The sequence below is a fragment of the Flagellimonas aequoris genome, from assembly GCF_003584165.1.
In the GTDB taxonomy this organism is placed as follows: domain Bacteria; phylum Bacteroidota; class Bacteroidia; order Flavobacteriales; family Flavobacteriaceae; genus Flagellimonas; species Flagellimonas aequoris.
Genome location: NZ_QXFJ01000023.1, coordinates 216762 through 235794 on the forward strand (window position 1 = coordinate 216762; position 19033 = coordinate 235794).

At 43.5% G+C, this 19033-nt stretch carries 15 protein-coding genes; 6 read left to right on the forward strand and 9 right to left on the reverse strand.

Translation table 11 applies throughout. From position 1 onward, the window contains the following. Positions 1-5 precede the first annotated feature (5 nt). Positions 6-944 (reverse strand): mevalonate kinase family protein, encoded by a 939-nt coding sequence (locus D2U88_RS09670; RefSeq protein ID WP_119640256.1) that lies wholly within the window; start codon positions 942-944, stop codon positions 6-8. A gap of 137 nt (positions 945-1081) precedes the next feature. Further along, entirely contained in the window at positions 1082-2167 is a 1086-nt protein-coding gene (locus D2U88_RS09675; protein WP_119640259.1) for a diphosphomevalonate decarboxylase, read from the reverse strand. A 90-nt stretch (positions 2168-2257) separates the two neighbouring features. On the opposite strand from D2U88_RS09675, the gene D2U88_RS09680 reads away from it, so the two are divergent. Beyond that, the gene (locus tag D2U88_RS09680; protein ID WP_119640261.1) at positions 2258-2734 is read left to right on the forward strand and encodes a TspO/MBR family protein; all 477 of its coding nucleotides are present in this window, start codon (positions 2258-2260) and stop codon (positions 2732-2734) included. Here D2U88_RS09680 and D2U88_RS09685 read toward each other — a convergent pair. Beyond that, positions 2724-3260 carry a DUF1697 domain-containing protein gene (locus tag D2U88_RS09685; RefSeq protein WP_119640263.1) on the reverse strand — a complete coding sequence of 179 codons (537 nt, stop codon included), beginning with the start codon at positions 3258-3260 and terminating at the stop codon, positions 2724-2726. The genes D2U88_RS09680 and D2U88_RS09685 overlap by 11 nt on opposite strands. A 62-nt stretch (positions 3261-3322) precedes the next feature. On the opposite strand from D2U88_RS09685, the gene glpK reads away from it, so the two are divergent. Together glpK and D2U88_RS09695 are read left to right on the forward strand one after the other, a co-directional pair. Next, positions 3323-4819 (forward strand): glycerol kinase GlpK, encoded by a 1497-nt coding sequence (gene glpK, locus D2U88_RS09690; RefSeq protein WP_119640266.1) that lies wholly within the window; start codon positions 3323-3325, stop codon positions 4817-4819. 30 nt (positions 4820-4849) lie between these two features. After that, positions 4850-5578, forward strand: a complete 729-nt coding sequence (locus tag D2U88_RS09695) for an MIP/aquaporin family protein (protein WP_119640269.1) — start codon at positions 4850-4852, stop codon at positions 5576-5578. Between the two features lie 8 nt (positions 5579-5586). Here the strand turns inward: D2U88_RS09695 and D2U88_RS09700 are convergent, their stop codons facing one another. The 3 genes from D2U88_RS09700 to D2U88_RS09710 are packed head-to-tail and all read right to left on the reverse strand — an operon-like array spanning position 5587 to position 8059. Next, positions 5587-6042 (reverse strand): hypothetical protein, encoded by a 456-nt coding sequence (locus D2U88_RS09700; RefSeq protein WP_119640272.1) that lies wholly within the window; start codon positions 6040-6042, stop codon positions 5587-5589. Next, positions 6039-7307: a BaiN/RdsA family NAD(P)/FAD-dependent oxidoreductase gene (locus D2U88_RS09705; protein WP_119640274.1), complete on the reverse strand. Its 1269-nt coding sequence runs from the start codon at positions 7305-7307 to the stop codon at positions 6039-6041. Before D2U88_RS09705 ends, D2U88_RS09700 begins: the two co-directional genes overlap by 4 nt. Next, complete coding sequence (locus tag D2U88_RS09710) at positions 7307-8059, reverse strand: glycerophosphodiester phosphodiesterase (protein ID WP_235855767.1); 753 nt, start codon at positions 8057-8059, stop codon at positions 7307-7309. Before D2U88_RS09710 ends, D2U88_RS09705 begins: the two co-directional genes overlap by 1 nt. 186 nt (positions 8060-8245) lie before the next feature. Here D2U88_RS09710 and D2U88_RS09715 point away from each other — a divergent pair, with 186 nt between their 5' ends. After that, positions 8246-8665 carry a hypothetical protein gene (locus D2U88_RS09715; RefSeq protein ID WP_119640277.1) on the forward strand — a complete coding sequence of 140 codons (420 nt, stop codon included), beginning with the start codon at positions 8246-8248 and terminating at the stop codon, positions 8663-8665. 55 nt (positions 8666-8720) lie between these two features. Here the strand turns inward: D2U88_RS09715 and D2U88_RS09720 are convergent, their stop codons facing one another. The 3 genes from D2U88_RS09720 to D2U88_RS09730 are packed head-to-tail and all read right to left on the reverse strand — an operon-like array spanning position 8721 to position 13974. Further along, positions 8721-10592 carry an alpha-amylase family glycosyl hydrolase gene (locus D2U88_RS09720; RefSeq protein WP_119640281.1) on the reverse strand — a complete coding sequence of 624 codons (1872 nt, stop codon included), beginning with the start codon at positions 10590-10592 and terminating at the stop codon, positions 8721-8723. After that, entirely contained in the window at positions 10589-12895 is a 2307-nt protein-coding gene (locus D2U88_RS09725) for a glycoside hydrolase family 65 protein (protein ID WP_119640283.1), read from the reverse strand. Before D2U88_RS09725 ends, D2U88_RS09720 begins: the two co-directional genes overlap by 4 nt. A 59-nt stretch (positions 12896-12954) precedes the next feature. Beyond that, positions 12955-13974, reverse strand: coding sequence for a LacI family DNA-binding transcriptional regulator (locus tag D2U88_RS09730; protein ID WP_119640285.1), 1020 nt, complete (start codon positions 13972-13974; stop codon positions 12955-12957). A gap of 372 nt (positions 13975-14346) precedes the next feature. Here D2U88_RS09730 and D2U88_RS09735 point away from each other — a divergent pair, with 372 nt between their 5' ends. Both D2U88_RS09735 and D2U88_RS09740 read left to right on the forward strand, forming a co-directional pair. Continuing rightward, positions 14347-17433 carry a SusC/RagA family TonB-linked outer membrane protein gene (locus tag D2U88_RS09735; RefSeq protein WP_119640287.1) on the forward strand — a complete coding sequence of 1029 codons (3087 nt, stop codon included), beginning with the start codon at positions 14347-14349 and terminating at the stop codon, positions 17431-17433. A gap of 13 nt (positions 17434-17446) precedes the next feature. Next, on the forward strand, positions 17447-18967 hold the full coding sequence (locus tag D2U88_RS09740; protein WP_119640290.1) for a RagB/SusD family nutrient uptake outer membrane protein: 1521 nt from the start codon (positions 17447-17449) through the stop codon (positions 18965-18967). Positions 18968-19033: the final 66 nt, after the last annotated feature.

Genomic DNA, 19033 nt, shown 5'->3' on the forward strand with positions numbered 1-19033 from the left:
TGCTTTTAGAAGTTGTACACTACCTCTAAGTTATAATCTTTCAGTGCCTTTTTGGCCTTTTCTAAATCCTCGGTAAAGCCCAAAATGTAACCTCCACCTCCAGATCCACAGAGTTTTAGGTAGTAATCATTGGTTTCAATGCCCTGTTGCCAAAGTTGGTGAAACTTGGCGGGAATCATCGGTTTGAAGTGATCTAAGACCACGTGGGAAAGTTGTTTCAGGTTCCCAAAAAGGGATTTTACGTTTCCGTTCAAGAAATCTTCCACACAGGCATCAGTATGTTTGATGAACTGGTTCTTGACCATGTTGCGGAAACCTTCCTGTTTCATTTTCTCCATGAAAATCTGTACCATGGGAGCCGTTTCCCCAGTCATTCCACTGTCCAACAAAAACACGGCACCCTTACCATTGGTATTTTGGGAAGGAATACTGGTGGATTCAATATTATCTTGGGAATTGATCAAAATGGGCAAGCTCAGGTAGCTGTTCAAAGGATCTAACCCTGAAGATTTTCCGTGGAAAAAAGATTCCATTTTACCGAAAATCTTTTTCAACTGCAGCAATTTGTCCCGGGTCAAATTTTCAAGAACGGTAATCTTGTCCTTGGCGTAACGGTCGTAAATGGCTGCGACCAAGGCCCCGCTGCTTCCGATACCATACCCTTGGGGGATGGAACTGTCGAAATACATACCGTTGGCAATATCAGCTTCCATAGCCTCCATATCAAAAGAAACCAAATCCTTGTCCTGGTTTTCCAAATTCCTCAGATATGCCGCGAAAGCTTTCAAGCTTGCATTGGATTTTTGGGCCATCTCAGAGGGATTGTTGTCCCATTTCAATGCCCCTTTGAAAAAATTATAGGGAATGGAAAGTCCTTTGGAATCTTTGATGATACCGTACTCCCCGAAAAGTAAAATCTTTGAATAGAATAGTGGACCTTTCATATGCTTACACTAAGATACAAACTATTTTGTTTAATTTTTCAAAAAATACGATAAACAAAACTATTCGATCTTTCAAATTGTACTTTTTGATAAAAAGCAACGCAAAGAACGTAAAAAAAGTGCTTATCGTCTCATTTTTAGCTATTTATTTTTTTGGCCCCGAGGCCTACCCTGTCATGGATGTAATGGCCATTTTCACAGTGCATCGCCAATTCTTCATCAATAAATTGATGTACTGTTTGCTTTACATGATCGGGATAGAGCAAATGTACATTGGCTCCCGCATCCAGGGTAAAACATACCGGTACTTGGGTAGCTTCCCTAAAACTCCAGATTTTATGAATAATGGCCAACGTATCGGGTTTCATCAACATAAAATAGGGCATACTCGTCATCATCATGGCATGAAGTGTCAGTGCCTCGCTCTCGACCAATTTGATGAATCCATCCAAATCCCCATTGGCAAAAATGGGTTTTAAGGCATCCATATTTTGTAGAGCCTGTTGAAACCGGTTTCCGGCATACGGATGTCCGTGCATCAATTGGTGGCCCACCGTGCTGCTCACTTGCTTTTCGCCCTTGTGCACCAACAAAATGGTGTCTTGGAAGGTTTTGAAAATCCCATCCACCTTAAAAGGATATTGTATCCCGTACAAATTGGAACTTCCAGGAATATGGTCATGCACTCCAAACTCGATCAAAGGACCTTCTATACTCCTACAAGCACTTCCCGATCCCAATCGGGCCAAAAAGGAGGCCTTGGTATTGAAGTATTCTTGGTTCACATCTGGCACCATGCCTCTTTCCATATCCAACAAACAAAGGGAAAGGGCCGCCATGCCACTGGCCGAACTGGCAATACCGCTGCTGTGAGGAAAGGAATTGGACGTTTCTATTATAAAATGATACCCCTTCAAAAAGGGCAAATACGCTTGTACCCGCTCAAAAAAAGTATGGATCTTCGGCTTAAAATCTTCCTTGGGCTTCCCATCAAACAAAAGATCAAAAGAAAAATCCCCTGCTTTTCCCTTCTTTTCAAAAGTCACCGAAGTGGTGGTCGCGCAAGCATCCAACGTAAAGCTTATGGAAGGATTGGCAGGAATCTGAACCGGCTTTTTGCCCCAATATTTCACCAATGCGATATTGCTAGGTGCTTTCCAGGTAAACTTGCCTTTGGTAGGCAGATTTTCATAAGATTCGGGCAGAAAATCTTTTTCCGTCATTGAACGATGTTTGGACAAATATAAGGTGCCGTGCCCTTACAGGAAATCGGATTCAAATAAATTCTTATTTTAGATGCACTCGTACCAACCATGAAAAAAAGAATCGTTTACATAGCCATCAGCGTCGCCGTTTGCCTTTTGATCGGTTTTCTATCGAGCATTGCCACGCAGAGTTCGGTAAATGATTGGTACGTTACCCTGAACAAGCCCAGTTTTACCCCGCCCAATGCTTTATTTGCACCAGTGTGGACCGCACTCTATATTTTGATGGGGGTTTCCGCTGGAATTGTCTGGTCCAAAGGATACCACCATATTTGGGTAAAAACGGCACTCTATCATTTTGTGTTCCAGTTATTGTTCAATGCCCTGTGGAGCATTGTATTTTTTGGCCTTAAGAACCCTTTGTTGGGATTGGTGGTCATTTTGATCTTATTGACCTTGATCATGCTCACCATCAGATGGTTTCGGGTCATCAGTAAGTCGGCCGCTTTGTTATTGGTGCCCTACCTACTTTGGGTTGCCTTTGCCTCGGCACTCAACTACAAAATTTGGGAGCTCAATCCTTAATGGTCATTTCTAAAAGCTTTTGCATTGTTTTTAAATTCCGGGTGGTTGCCTCCACTTTCAGTTTTCGTTCAATCAAGTTATTGTTAAGTTTGGCATTTCCATATCCTTTTTTGCAGACCAGATAAACACATTGATCTGTGATGTGAAAATCCTCGTTCTCAAACTGCTGTTCGTTGAATTGGTCCACTAAACTTTTTTCAGGAGGATTTTTCAAGAGCACAAAATACAGTCTGTTCTCTTCCTCATCCGCAAATGGATTGGTTTTTAAAATGGATTCAACCGCTTCCTGAGTAACCGCCAAAGTTGGAACATCAAATCCAAAATCCTTTAGAATAACTGCATGTACCACATCCTGAATTTTTTCCTTCCCTTCAATATCGGTATCGAAAATAACATTGCCACTTTGGATATAGGTCTGCACATTTTGGAGCCCGATGTGCTCCAAAGAATCCCGGAGTTCGGTCATTTTAATCTTATGGTGACTTCCCAAATTAATGCCCCTGAGCAATGCGATATAGGTTTTCATGTTCCTTTGGATTCGTTTCTAGAAGTAATTTTAGTAAATTCAAGCGCACTTAAATTAATAAAATGAGCAAATATATCCTTGCTTTGGACCAAGGTACCACTAGTTCCCGGGCCGTGGTCTTCGACCAAAAGGGGACCATCATATCCGTAGCACAAAAAGAATTCACCCAAATATTCCCAAAACCCGGATGGGTTGAACATGATCCCGATGAAATTTGGGCCACACAAGCCGGAATGGCCGCTGAAGCGGTCAGCAAAAAAGGACTCAAAGCCGAGCAAATGGCCGCCATCGGTATCACCAACCAACGCGAAACCGTTGTGGTCTGGGACAGAAAAACCAGTGAACCCATCTATAATGCCATCGTTTGGCAAGACAAACGCACTGCTGCCTATTGTGATGATTTGAAACGACAGGGAAAATCGGACATGATCCGAGAAAAAACTGGTCTGGTCATCGATTCCTATTTTTCAGGAACCAAGGTCAAATGGATATTGGATAATGTGGAGGGCGCCAGGGAAAAAGCCGAAGCTGGAGAACTCGCCATGGGAACAATCGACACCTGGCTCATTTGGAAAATGACCGAAGGCAAGCTTCATATTACCGATGTCACCAATGCTTCGCGTACGTTATTGTTCAACATCAATACCATGGATTGGGACGATGAGCTTTTGGAACTGTTGACCGTTCCGAGAAAAATGCTCCCAGAAGTAAAGCAATCCAGTGAGGTCTATGGGCATACCTGCCCCAATTTCTTCGCATCCAAAATTCCCATTGCTGGGATTGCTGGGGACCAACAAGCAGCCCTCTTCGGCCAAATGTGTACCAAAAAAGGCATGGTAAAGAATACCTACGGCACCGGTTGTTTTATGTTGATGAACATTGGCGAACAACCCATCGTATCAAAAAACAATCTCTTGACCACCGTGGCCTGGAAAATTAACGGGAAGACCCACTATGCACTTGAGGGAAGCATTTTTATTGCCGGGGCCGTGGTGCAATGGCTGCGCGATAGTTTAAAGATTATCAAAAACTCTTCGGACGTTGAAAAATTGGCCAGTTCTGTGGACAGTTCCGAAGGAGTGTATTTTGTTCCTGCCTTTGCAGGGCTTGGCGCACCCCACTGGAACCAACATGCCCAGGGAACCCTTTTTGGCCTTACCCGTGGCAGCACCGATGCCCACATTGCCCGTGCCGCCTTGGAATCCATCGCCTACCAAACCATGGATATTTTGAAGGCTATGGAGGCCGATTCTGGGATTTCCATAAAAGAATTACGTGTGGATGGTGGCGCTACAGTCAATGATATGCTCATGCAATTTCAGGCCGATGTATTGAATACGGTTACGGTACGACCAAGGATTGTGGAGACCACGGTCATGGGTGCCGCGTATTTGGCTGGGTTGGCTGTCGGCTACTGGGAAAGTCCCGAAGAAATTCAGGATATCTGGCAGACCGATGCGCGTTTCAACCCGTCAACAAACCGGGAATCCATTGACGAAGGAATCCGAGGTTGGTACCGTGCCATTAAAGCATTGGAATATTGGACCGAAAATCCTTGAATCATCAACCCTTAAAAAACAAACAAACATATGACTCCATTTGTTGCAGAGATTGTGGGCACCTTTTTGCTCATGCTTATGGGATGCGGCGTAAACGCCAATGTTTCTTTACAAAAAACTTACGGCAATGGTTCCGGATGGATCGTGATCACCACGGGATGGGCCTTTGCGGTCTATACAGGGGTGGTGGTCGCAGGACCACATAGCGGGGCACACCTGAACCCTGCGGTCACTATCGGGTTGGCCGTGGCAGGGGAATTTCCATGGGATACCGTACCTGGCTACATTTTGGCACAGTTTATTGGGGCCATGCTTGGTGCCTTTTCAGTTTGGCTTATCAATAAAGATCATTTTGACGCTACCGAAGATGGGGATACCAAAAGGGGGGTGTTCTGTAATGCCCCTGCCATTCCCAATACGTTCCTGAATCTCTTGACGGAAATACTGGGCACCTTCGTTTTGGTATTTGCCGTACTTTATTTTACCGATGCGGTTATTTCTTCGGACAATACCATTATTGGACTAGGTTCGCTAGGTGCCCTACCAGTCGCCTTGATCGTTTGGGGCATTGGCCTTTCGTTGGGAGGTACCACGGGCTATGCCATTAATCCGGCCAGGGATATGGGACCACGGATTGTCCATGCCCTAGTGCCTATAAAAAACAAAGGAAGTAATGGTTGGGAATATTCCTGGATACCTGTTGTGGGACCCATTTTAGGGGCTGCATTGGCAGCTGTAATGGCCATGGTATTGCAATAGACTACTTGTCATGAAAAATTCTTACTGAATTTTTCCCAAAATTCTATTTGATACTCGTCTAATGAAAGTATGGTTTGAAAGTCATTTTTTTCAATCGAATCAGAATCTAAATACTGATGTCCTTTATCTGAATTTCTATAAAGCATTATAGCTTTTTGGTGAAACTCATCCCACTTTTTAGATGTCAACCTCCATTCATAATGGTTATTTACTTTTATGAACCCTTCATCTATCTCTGTCAAACACAACAAAAGAGGTATTTGATATCTCATATCAATCAATTTTAAATCTTTCATATCGATTTTCTCTTCTCCTTTGGATAATCTGTCAAAAACTGTTTCCAATTCCAACAACCCATAAATATCTACTGAGATTAGTATACTGTCTTCTCCTTTAAAATCTTCATAAAAACCTATTCTTATATATTTCATTTTGGGCAAATTCTTCAATTGTTGAATCTTCATTCAGATGTGATTGCTTGGGCCGCCAAATAGGCCCCTGTCCAAGCATTTTGAAAGTTGAAACCACCCGTAATGGCATCCACATTGATGATTTCCCCCGCAAAATAAAGTGTGGGATGTATCTTACTCTCAAAGGTCTTAAAGTTGATTTCCTTAAGGTCCACACCCCCGGCGGTCACAAATTCTTCTTTAAAGGTGCTCTTGCCATCTACCTTAAAGATGCTTGCAGTAAGTTGTTCTGCCAAATCTTGAAGTTTTTCCTTGGTCAAATCTGCCCATCTTTCATCCTGCCCAATGCTGGCCGCTTGTACCAATTTGGCCCACAACCGTTTTGGGATTTCGACCGCATGGGTACGCAAGACTGTTTTCTTGGCCTCCAATTCCTTCACTTTCCTTAAATAGGCCTCCATGGATTCCGTGGTGTACTCTGGGGTCCAATTGACTTTTATTCTAAAGGAATAATGGTAATCGTGGAGGATATTGGCCCCCCAAGCGCTCAACTTTAGTATTGCCGGGCCGCTCAGTCCCCAATGGGTGACCAGCACAGGGCCTTCGGACAATAGAACCGGTTCTTCCTTGGATAGGCTTTTTAGGTCAAGTTCTTCCTTAGCTGTGGCAAACATTTTTTTGGGCATTACTTCCAGAGCTGCGTGGGTACTCACTCCTTGTATACCATTCAATCTTTCATCGTTGATATTGAAAGTGAACAAGGAAGGGGTTGGGGGTACAATATGGTGGCCAATAGCCTCCAATTGTTCCCAGATTTTCGGATTGCTGCCCGTGGTCAACAACAATTTTTTGGCAAAGTAATGTTTGTTCATAGTGGTCACTTGCCATCCCTTTTCCACCTTCTTGAAAGCTTTTACCGAGCTATTCTTCAGCACCTGTACCCCCAATTTATTGGATTCTCCAAGAAAGCAGTCAATAATGGTCTGGGACGAATCACTGATTGGGAACACCCTACCATCCTCCTCAATCTTGAGAGGTACACCACGTTCTTCAAAAAAGGCCATCACGTCCATAGGGGCATATTTGTGGAAAGGTCCCAAAAGCTCCTTTTCGCCACGTGGGTAATTTGTAGTCAGTTCTTTGGGGGAAAATTCACCGTGGGTGACATTACAACGCCCACCACCTGATACTTTTACCTTGGATAGTACGCTTTTCCCCCGTTCAAAAATGGCAACTTTTAGGTGAGGTGCCTTTTCAGCAATATGAATGGCCGCATAGAATCCGGCCGCACCACCGCCTACGATAATGACATCGAACATTACTTCACTCGTTCCGGATAGTTGGTAATGATACCGTCCACCCCGAAATCCTCCATCTTTTGGATGTCTTCGGGTTCATTTACCGTCCAAGTGTACACTTTAAATCCTTCATCATGAATCTTGGCAGTGTTCTCCCTGGTCAAGGTCTTATAATTGGGGTTTATGGCAACAGCGTTTAATTCCTTGGCTATATCCATAGCCTTTATTGGGTCTTCGTCCGTAAGAATGGCTATTTGGATGTCCTTGTTATAACCTCGCATCGCTTTAAGTTCATCCCACTTAAAACTGGAAATCAGAATATTCTCGGGTAACCATCCCTTGTCCTCAATATAATGGGTGACAATTTTGTTAACCCTATCTGCCGTTCCTGCACCTTTCAATTCAATGTTCAAGGCCACTTTATTGTCTATAGTTTTCAGAACATCCTTCAGCTCGGGAATCTTATGATTACCCTCCAAGGTAAGCTGTCTCACTTCCACAATATTATAGTCCTCAATTTTTCCGCCCCCATTGCTTAGTCTTGACACGTCCTCGTCATGGAACACCACAATTTCTCCGCTTTTTATTTTGAAGACATCGATTTCTATCATATCTACCCCAAGCTCCATTGCCTTTTGAATGGATGCCAGCGTATTTTCCGTTTCATGGCCCATGGCTCCCCGGTGTCCTATGACCAATGGTTTTGAATCAATCATTTTACAACTATTGAAAATGAAAATGGCCGCCAGTGCCACCATCAAGTTTTTATTCATCTTTGGTTTGTTTTGGATTTTAAAAATACAACTTGAAAGTGAAACGAAAGGTATTTTAGAATTTAGAAAACCGTAAAAAATTCACATCAAAATATCAATTATTTAATTTTTTGTATATTATTTTGATTATATGTGAATTATAATTTGATACATTTATCATATCAATAACCAATTAAAGCAATTCCTATGTTTTCAAAATCCAATTTACTGGCCACTTTGGTGGGAACCATTGTTATGTTTTTCTTGGGATACCTAATTTGGGGTATTGCCACTGCAGATTTTTTTGAGGAGCATTCCATCATCAACGTCATGAAAGAAGTCCCTGATTTGGGGATGATTGCCTTGGCGAACCTTATCGCCGTTTTTGCTTTGAGTACCCTTTACGGTAAATGGGCCCGCGGTCATCACTCACTGAGCCAAGGGTTCCAATTTGGCGCATGGATCGGTGTCTTTGTAGGGATAGGCATGGGACTACTAAACTATGGAACTACGGAATTCATGGATCTGATCGGCTACATGGCCGAGGCTGTTCTTGATATCATATTCTACGGAATCCTAGGTGCGGTAATTGCATTTATGTATCAAAAAACCGCTGCCAAGGAATAAAAACAAATGACCGATCACAAATTATGCGGATTGCCGAAGAAGCAATCCGCTTTTTTTATTTCCCTACGCTAAAGATATAAGACTGAAGGGGCTCCAATTCAATGGCCATGGTCCCTTGACCATTCACAATAGAGAGTTTTGTGTTGAACGCACCATACAGTTTTTCCTGTAACGGATAGTCACCATCCTTCAACTGCCATTTTGATAGTACATCTTCAGGTATCCTCAGGTCAAGCGCATAACTTTTCTCCGTATCAAAATTGGAAACAATGATGAGTTTTTCATTATCGGACCACCGCACATAGGAAAGTATCCGATGATCATAATGTTCCGTGTTTTCTTTATTATAAAAATGGATGTCTTGGTATTCCCCCATCAAAGCATCACTTTGAATCGTGAAATTCAACAGACGTTTGTAAAAATCCCGTAGGTCTTTCTCTTCATCTGAAAGTTGGCCTCCATCAAACTTTTTATTGTTCATCCATCGCTGATGATGCGGCACCCCGATATAATCGAAAATTGACGTCCGGGAAGGTTTACCAAAACCTGCATCTTCGGCACCGGGTTCCCCAACTTCCTGTCCAAAATAAATCATGGTAGGCGATGTACTGATCGTGGCCGAAACCACCATTGCCGGTTTGGCAATCTCCGCACGGCCCACAAATTCAGGGCTTGCAATACGCTGCTCATCATGGTTCTCCAAAAAGTGGAGCATGTGGTGCTCAATATCGGCCATTCCCTTTTGTACCACAGGAATATGGTCCGTCCATCCGTAGCCTTTCATGATGTGCTTGATGCTGTCATAAAGCTCCACCTTATCGTAGAGGTAATCCATTTTGCCCTTAAAAATATAATCCCGGTACAAACTGGGATTGTAAACCTCGGCCAGCAAAAAAGCATCGGGGTTCTTCATTTTGATACTGGAATTGAGATAGCTCCAAAATTCCACGGGGACCATTTCGGCCATATCGAAACGAAAACCATCCACACCAAAATCCAGCCAGTACAAAGCTATGTCCTTGAACTTGTGCCATGAATCGGGCAGGGTCTTGTCTTTCCAAAAGTCATAATGGACCTGATAATCCTTGCCCCCGAAATCGTCGGGCAATTCCACAAAATCCTCGGTCCCATCCGGTTTTATCCCATAATTGATCTTTACGGTTTCATACCAATCGTAAAAATCAGGTTGGGCCAATCGGGAACCGTTTCCTGTCCATTTGGCCGGATTTTCCTCAAATTTGGAATCGGCCAATGCATTTTTCTCCCCTCCCAAAGGCAAGTATCCTTCTTTCCATTCAGGCACCTTGAAGGCTTGACCGGGGATATAGTAAAAGTTATTGTTGACATCATACTCTTTAGAGGTGTCATCTGTTGCCCCAAAATCTTCCACTCCTTCAGGGTTAGTCTTCCCTTCATAATTGCGAGCCACATGGTTGGGAACAATATCGATAATCACTTTCATCCCCACCTTGTGTGTCCGTTCAATCAGTTGTTTGAATTCTTCCAAACGCTTTGCGGGATCTGTGGCCAAATCTGGGTTGACATTGTAGTAGTCCTTTACCGCATAGGGAGATCCAGCTCGACCTTTCACCACATCCGGGTCATCATTGGAGATTCCGTAAGCCGTATAATCATGGATCAAGGCATGGTGCGGCACGCCGGTATACCAAATATGGGTGATGCCGAGGTCTTTGATTTCGTTCAGGGCTTTCTCGTCAAAATCGGCAAACTTGCCCACTCCATTTTCTTCAATAGTGCCCCAAGGTTTATTGGTGGTATTGGTATTTCCGAACAAACGGGTGAACACTTGGTAGACTACGGTTTTCTTTTTCATTGGCAGCTCAACTTGTTTCTGGTCGGTTTCATATTTGCATGAAGATAACACCCCTAGCACTACCAGAAAAGTGATGAAGCGATTGGTTTTCATGCCCTCGTCTTTTTGCCCGGGAGCAATTCAACGGATTTGCCATGGACCTTAATGGTCAGGGCATCATTTCCCGTAAGCTCGAAAAAGGTCCCTTCCTTGGAGGCAGTCATGGTGACGATCTGCTCCCTAAAATTGACCTTGAAGGAGAAAGAGTTCCATTGTTCCGGTATCTGTGGTTCAAAGCTTAAGGCATCGTCCAATACCCGCATGCCACCAAAACCTTCCACGATGCTCATCCAAGTTCCTGCCATGGAGGTAATGTGCAATCCTTCCTCCACTTCCTTGTTATAATCGTCAAGATCCAACCGTGAAGTCCTCAAATAGAAAGTGTACGCTTGTTCCATCCTACCCAATTTAGCCGCCTGAATGCTATGCACACAGGGTGACAAAGAGGATTCGTGTACCGTAAAGGGTTCGTAGAAATCAAAATGGCGTTCCAGGTCCTCCTTGCTGAAGTGGTCCTCAAAAAAATAATATCCTTGGAGTACATCGGCCTGTTTTATATATGGTGAACGTAAGATGCGATCCCAACTCCATTTTTGGTTGATGGGCCGTTGCGAGCTATCCAAATCTTGTACCTTGATCATATCCTTGTCCAAAAAGCCATCCTGCTGCAAGAACACTTGATGTTTTTCGGAATACGGGAAGTATATGTTGTCCGCAACCTTGGTCCAATCCTTAATCTCGGCTTCGGTCAACTTGGTCTTGGCCATGATCCTTCCGTAATCATCAGCATACTCTCCGGCCACTTTGCCGATCTGCTCGATGGCGTACTCAATACACCATTTGGCAAGGTAATTGGTATACCAGTTGTTGTTGACATTGTTCTCGTACTCGTTTGGTCCGGTAACCCCCAACATTACATATTGCTGCTTATCCTGAGAAAAATTGACTCGTTGGTACCAGAACCTTGCGATTCCGATCAGTACTTCCAATCCCATTTTAGGGATATAACTATAATCCCCTGTAAATCGATAGTAGTTATAGACGGCAAAGGCAATGGCCCCATTCCTGTGAATCTCTTCAAAAGTAATCTCCCATTCATTGTGGCACTCCTCCCCGTTCATGGTCACCATCGGGTATAAAGCAGCTCCATTGGTAAAGCCCAATTTTTCCGCATTCTCTATGGCCTTGGGCAAATGGTTGTACCGGTATTGAAGCAAGTTCCACGCCACCTGTTGGTTTTTGGTCGCCATATAGAACGGAAGGCAATAGGCCTCGGTATCCCAATAAGTACTTCCTCCGTACTTTTCCCCGGTAAATCCTTTGGGTCCAATATTCAATCGGGAATCCTTGCCCAAGTAGGTTTGATTGAGTTGGAATATATTGAAACGGATACCCTGCTGCGCCTTTACATCCCCCTCGATGGTGATGTCACTCATCTCCCAGATATGGCCCCATGCCTCTTTCTGCTTTTGCAGTAAGGCCTCGAACCCCAAATCAGAAGCTTTATCCAAAACTCCATTGGCTGTGGTACAGAGTCCTTCTTTGGGATGGTTGCGGTCTACGGTATATCCTCCAAACTTTATTAGTGTAATGGTTTCATTTTTCGCTGCTTTGACAGAATAGGCATGTGCTACCAGGGTTTCGGTCTGTTCAACTTTTGGTGCGGCTTCCATTTTCTCTCCATCCACAAAAATTTCGGCCTGCATGAAGGTGCAAACGGCAAAATTGGTCTTCATGGTGTGGGATTCCACAAAGGCCCTATTTCCTTCTGAAGCAATCTTGGTTATGCTCCAAAATTTATCGTCCCAGTTGCTGTCCATATTTTTGATACCTCCATCCAAGTAGGGCTCCATGGCCACTTCAGCATCTCCATTCAGCACTTGAAGGTTGTATTGAATGGCACCGGTTTCATCCAAATCAAGACTCAAAAAGCGAACCACATCCACCGCAACTTCCAATCCACTGGGCAAAGTGGCCACAAAGCTTCTTTTGTACCATCCTTCCTTCATATTGAGTTCACGACGGAAGTTTTCGACTTTTTTGCAAGTGTTCAAATCCAAGGGCTCTTGGTTGATGACCACGTTGATCCCTATCCAATTGGGTGCATTGAGCACTTTGGCAAAATATTCGGGATACCCATTTTTCCACCATCCCACACGGGTCTTATCTGGATAATAAACCCCTGCTATATAACTGCCCTGGAAAGTTTCCCCGGAATACTGTTCTTCAAAATTGGCACGTTGTCCCATGGCCCCATTTCCTATGCTGAATAGGCTTTCGGAGGATTTGACCCTTTCACGATCAAAACCTTCTTCAATAATGGACCAAGAATCGGCTTTTATATAATCCTGATTCATTGATAATTATAATCTTGATGAGCTAATGTACACATCCTACGGTTTAGGATGTCGCAAACTTAATGAAATATGGAATCCCTAATAACAAGTGTAGGTTCTAAAATTTTGGTTTGGTAGGTTTCTTCCTCTTCCTCGCTTTCCACTTGATCGATGAGCATCTTGGCAGAGACCTCCCCCATTCTTTCCCCATGCTGGGAAACCACGGTAAGGCTCGGGTTGGCATATTTGGAGAGTAGACCATCGGTGAATCCAATGAACGAAATATCCTCTGGGATCTTGAGTCCCTTTTGCTGGGCCAGTCTCATACTGTAAACGGCAAATATCTCGTTTACACATAGGACCGCATCCAATTCTTGGCTGTCCATGAACTTCTTGATGCTCTTTTCGTCCATTTCCATGGATGGTAGTTTAAGCACTTTACTTTCATCCACCCCAAGGTCACTTTCTTCAAGAGCCCTAATATAGCCCATGGTCCTTGCCTTGCTGACGCTTAAATAGTCATCGGTAGTAATCAGGGCAATGTTCTTTTTCCCCTGTTCGATGAATTTCTTCGTGGCCATATAAGCGCCCAGTTCATCATCAATGATGACCTTGTCGCAATCTATTTCATTGGTGATCCTATCGAAAAGCACCACGGGAATTCCCTGTTCGGTAACTTCCTTCAAGTGGTTAAAGTCCCCCTTTTGTTGCGTTTCAGAGGAAAGTGACATGATGAAACCGTCTATACTTCCGTTGGCGAGCATTTCCATATTGATGACTTCCTTGTCAAAAGACTCTTCCGAAAGGCACACTATAACATTGTAGCCTCTGGCATTGGCATACTTTTCTATCCCGCGGATTACCGTGGTAAAAAAATGGTGTACAATGTCCGGGATGACCACCCCAATATTCTTGGTCCTTTTATTTTTAAGGCTAATGGCAATATTATTGGGCTTGTAGTTATAAAGCTTGGCAAAAGCCTGTACTTTTTCCTTGGTATCCCTACTGATTTCCTCACTATTCTTGAGTGCCTTGGAAACGGTGGAAATGGACACCTCAAGTTCTCTGGCAATATCTTTTAAGGTAATCTTTGCTTTCAAAGTGGTAAAAATTTAGTCCGTTTGGCATCAGCGCGGGAAATTACTCAATATTGAAAAAAAGAAACGGGCAAAATCCTTTTTTAACAAAAACGGATAATAAACGCAAGGAAACATTCCCTGAAACGTTAACACAATCAAAAAATAAAAACACTATATTAGTGGTCGTGTTATGGATTTCACCAAATATCTTAAGTTATTTTGTGATTTAAACAAATGTACTCAATAAGTTTTGCCAACCCCTCATGTATCTAAAGTTATTAACACGAAACCGTTTTCGTGATGCATTGCGATATGCTTAAATTTTGATTAACATTATTTTTATATATGTTTAACACTTGAATTAAAATTAACTAAACTTAAAATTAATTATTTATGAAGATTACGCTACTAAAAAGCTTTTTGTTGCTTGGGGCATTCTTATGCTTTGGCATGATAAAGGCTCAGACAGTATCAGGTACCGTTTCTGACGCAAATGGGCCTTTGCCAGGGGCGAGCGTATTGGTAAAAGGTACTACCAATGGTACGCAGACCGATTTTGACGGTAATTACACCCTAAATGGCATCGATGGTACGGCTACTTTAGTGTTTAGTTACATTGGCTTCAAGACCGTGGAAATTGCGGTCAATGGCCAATCTACTATTAATGTAACCTTGGAAGAGGATGCACAGGCCCTTGATGAAGTGGTGATCATTGGTTATGGTCAGACCACCGTAAAAGATGCGACCGGAGCCGTTGCGGTTGTTACGTCCGAGGACTTCAACCAAGGTGTGATTGCTTCGCCTGAGCAATTGATCCAAGGTAAGACTGCCGGTGTTCAGATTACCCAAAGTAGTGGTGAACCGGGAGCAGGCATCAATGTAAGGATTAGGGGTACGAGTTCCGTTCGTTCCAACAACAACCCACTTTTTGTAGTGGATGGTATGCCGCTTTCAGGTGAAAGTACTTCTGCGGATGGTGCCGATGTTGGTACAGGTTCAAGTTCAGCAAAAAACCCATTGAACTTCCTTAACCCAAACGATATTGAGAGCATCAGCATCCTTAAAGATGCCTCCGCAACCGCCATTTATGGTTCTAGAGGTGCGAATGGGGTTGTGATCATTACTACCAAGAGCGGTAAAACTGGTAAAGGGCAGTTTGAGTTCACTTCAAACTTGAGCTACTCAACCCCTGCCAAAAGGTTTAATCTATTGAACAGGAACGAATTCCTGACCGCATTGCCAAATTATGGCGGTGACCCTAACGCACTGGATTATGGGTATGATACAGACTGGCAAGAGCTTATTCTCAGAAGTACTGCCTCCCAAAACCAAAACCTTTCCTACTCCAAAAACTATGGAAGTGGAAATGTTCGTGCCTCTTTTGGGTACGGAAAACAATTTGGTGTTGTTGAAGGGTATGCCCAAGAGCGACTTACTGGTAGGATCAACGCTTCACAGCGTTTCTTAGAAGATAAATTGAAACTGGACGCAACATTGACCGTGTCAAGAATTAATGATGACGGGGGTGCCATCAGCAACAACTCTGGTTCCACCGGAGATTTAATCGGTGCCGCTTACTTTGCCAATCCAACTTGGCCTGCCAGGACTACGTTTACCACAGGAGGAAGTGAAATCAATCCCTTGCAATTGTTGAATTACTACGACGATGTTACCCATACCGACAGGTTCTTGGGGAACGTTTCTGCAGAATACAGCATAACTCCAGAACTAAAAGGAAAGGTAGCCGTAGGATATGACAAGTCCACTTCGGAGAAATATCAGGTACAATCCGGATTATCCACAGGTATTGGAGATGCTCCAGGTCAAGGACAAGGAGCTTTTGGTCAAGTTGACGTAACGGGCAAACTATTGGATGTTACCCTTACCTATAATAAGGAATTTGAAAATTCCAAACTTACAGCACTAGTAGGCTATTCCTTCCAAAGTTATCAAAGGGCAGGTAAAAACATTACCGCCCTTGGTTTTGGCTCTAATGACCTGAATCAAATGATTTCTGATTTGGGCACTGCAACATCAACCATAGAGAGTCAACTATCCGGTTCTTATCAGCAATTTGGATACAACAGCTCCGGAACTTTCGTTAACCGTTTGTTCCCAACCGTTTCCCAAAACGAATCGGTAACGTCCCCAGGTGGTGTTCCAATCAGTGCAGTGGCGGGTAATTATTTTGATTATACCGATGAACTGCAATCGTTCTTCGGTAGAGCCGAATATACCATCGCCGACAAGTATATCCTTACAGGTACCCTTCGGGTAGATGGTTCTTCCCGTTTTGGACCAAACAATCAGTATGGGTACTTTCCTTCTGGTGCTTTTGCCTGGAAATTGAACGAAGAGGATTTTATTGGTGATGCCTTCTCAACCTTGAAACTTCGATTGGGATATGGTATCACGGGTAACCAAGAAGGTTTAGGGTATGGTAACTTTACCGTAAGACAACGTTTTGCGGGAATAAGTATAGATCAAAACCAAAACATTAATGCTCCAGGTCTGGAAATTCTTTCTTTCACAAATGACGATTTGAAATGGGAAGAGACCAACCAAGCCAACATTGGTATTGACTTTGGTTTTGCCAATGACAGGTTTACTGGTAGCGTAGACGTTTATCACAAAGTAACCAACGACCTGTTACTTCAACAAGAGGCAGCACAACCATCGCCACAAGCTTTCTATTTTGGAAACTTGGATGCAAAGGTTATCAATAAAGGTGTGGAAGTTTCTATGAACTACGATATCATCCAAACCGAAGACGCCACTTGGAACTTAGGTGTCAATGGAGCTTATAATGATAACATGGTGAAGGATTTTGATGGTTTGATCCAAACAGGTGAAATCAACGGTAACGGCCTTACTGGAGCCTACGCGCAATTATTGGCCGGAGGTCAACCACTTTTCTCTTATTACCTGAGGGAATTCGGCGGGTTTGATGAAAATGGTATTTCACTCTATCCTAATGGTGACGTTCAGGAATTTGTAGGAAAAAGTGCCCTACCAAAAGTAACTCTGGGTATCAATACCAGCGTGTCCTATAAAAACTGGGATTTCAACGCATTCCTTACAGGACAATACGGTTTCTATGTGTATAACAACACCCAAAATGCTTATTTTACAGCTGGTATCATCGGTGTGGGTAAAAACATTACAAAGGATGTACTTACCAACGGTGAATCCAATGCCAATGCCGCTGACGTTTCTACCCGGTTCTTGGAAAAAGGTGACTTCTTAAGGTTGCAAAATGCTTCCTTGAGCTACAATGTGCCTTTGAGCGGTCAAGGAGCTTTGAAGAGTCTTCGTTTGTCAATGATCGGCCAAAACTTGTTCATTATCACGGATTATTCAGGTCTTGATCCAGAGGTCAACGTACCTAAGTCTTTGAACAACATCCCATCTCTTGGAATCGACTACACGGCTTTCCCAAGGGCAAGAACCGTTACATTGGGTATTAGCGCAACTTTTTAAAAAAATAATTTCTATGAAAGCTTTGAAACTAAACAAAATATACATTTGGGCAATCGCGCTGGCAATGGTGGGTTGTACCAATTTGGAGATAGAACAGACCGACTCCATATTCGCAGATTTGAGTGGTGAATTCAATGGAGTGGACGCTGCTGGTAGCTTAACTGGGCTTTATAATTCTGTTAGGGATCAAATAGAGACACAAGAAAATCTATATGCCTTAACCGAAGTAAGTACCGATGAATTTGTGGTACCTACCCGTGGAACCGATTGGGGGGACAACGGGGTATGGAGAACGTTACATTCCCACACTTGGAGCCCAACCCACCAAAGGGTGAAAAACGTTTGGAATGACCAAAACAAGAATGTATACAATGCTACTACCGTTATCGATAGCAGAAGTAACCCAACCGCTCAACAAGCCGCCGAAGCCAAATTCATAAGAGCTTATAGCATGTTCTGGTTGATCGATATGTTCGGACAAGTTCCCTTCAGGACACCGGATGAGGGACCAGACGTGAACCCAACCGTAATGACCCGTGCCGAAGCGTTTGACTTTGCGGTTAAGGATTTGACCGAAGCCATTCCAGATCTTCCATCGATCGGCCCAAGTACCGATTTGGTCGGTGCCTCAAAGGCAGCAGGTATGCTCCTTTTGGCCAAGTTCTACTTGAACAAACATATTTTCACCGGAACCGGAACAGCTGATGCATCTGACATGGCCCAAGTAATCAGCCTTGTCGATGATATTAAAGCTGAAGGTTTCGACTTGCAAGAGGGATATTTTGAATTGTTTGAGGACTCTGTCAATGATGAGACTATTTGGTTTACCACTTCAGGTGTTGGTCCGAACATTTGGAACACCCTTCACTACAATCAAATTGTTCCCGACCAAGCGGGTGGATGGAACGGGTTTACTACTATCGCCGAGTTCTATGATTTGTTCGAAGGTGATCCCAATATCAATACCCCTGGTTCAGGACAAGAGGAAAGAAGAGGATTTGTACCCACTGATGGGACCAACTATGGTATCGGTAATGGTTTCTTGATTGGCCAGCAATACGATGCAAACGGAAACCCTTATAAGGACAGAACTGGTTCCCCTTTGGTTTTCACCAAAGAATTACCAGGTCTATTGGGTAACAATGAAAGAACCGGTATCAGGGTAATCAAATATAACCCTGCCAACGGCGCCTTCGCTAACCACAAAATCGTATTCCGTTATGCCGATGCCCATTTGATGAAGGCGGAGGCAACCTTTAGAAGTGGTGGAGATGCCACTGCCCTGATCAACGAGCTTAGGACCCTTAGAGGGGCCAGCCCAATCGGTAGCGTTACAGAGCAGGATATTATTGATGAAAGAGGTAGGGAGTTGTATGGTGAGCAATGGAGAAGAAACGATTTGATCCGTTTTGGACAATTTACCGCTCCTTGGTCATACAAAGAGGTTTCCGGTGATGAAACCAAAAACTTGTTCCCAATTCCTGCAACAGCCATTATTTCTAACCCTAACTTGGTTCAGAACCCAGGATACTAACATTATCAAAGTTTAAGCTGTTTTTATACACATGGAAAGGCCACCTATAGGTGGCCTTTCCTTTTT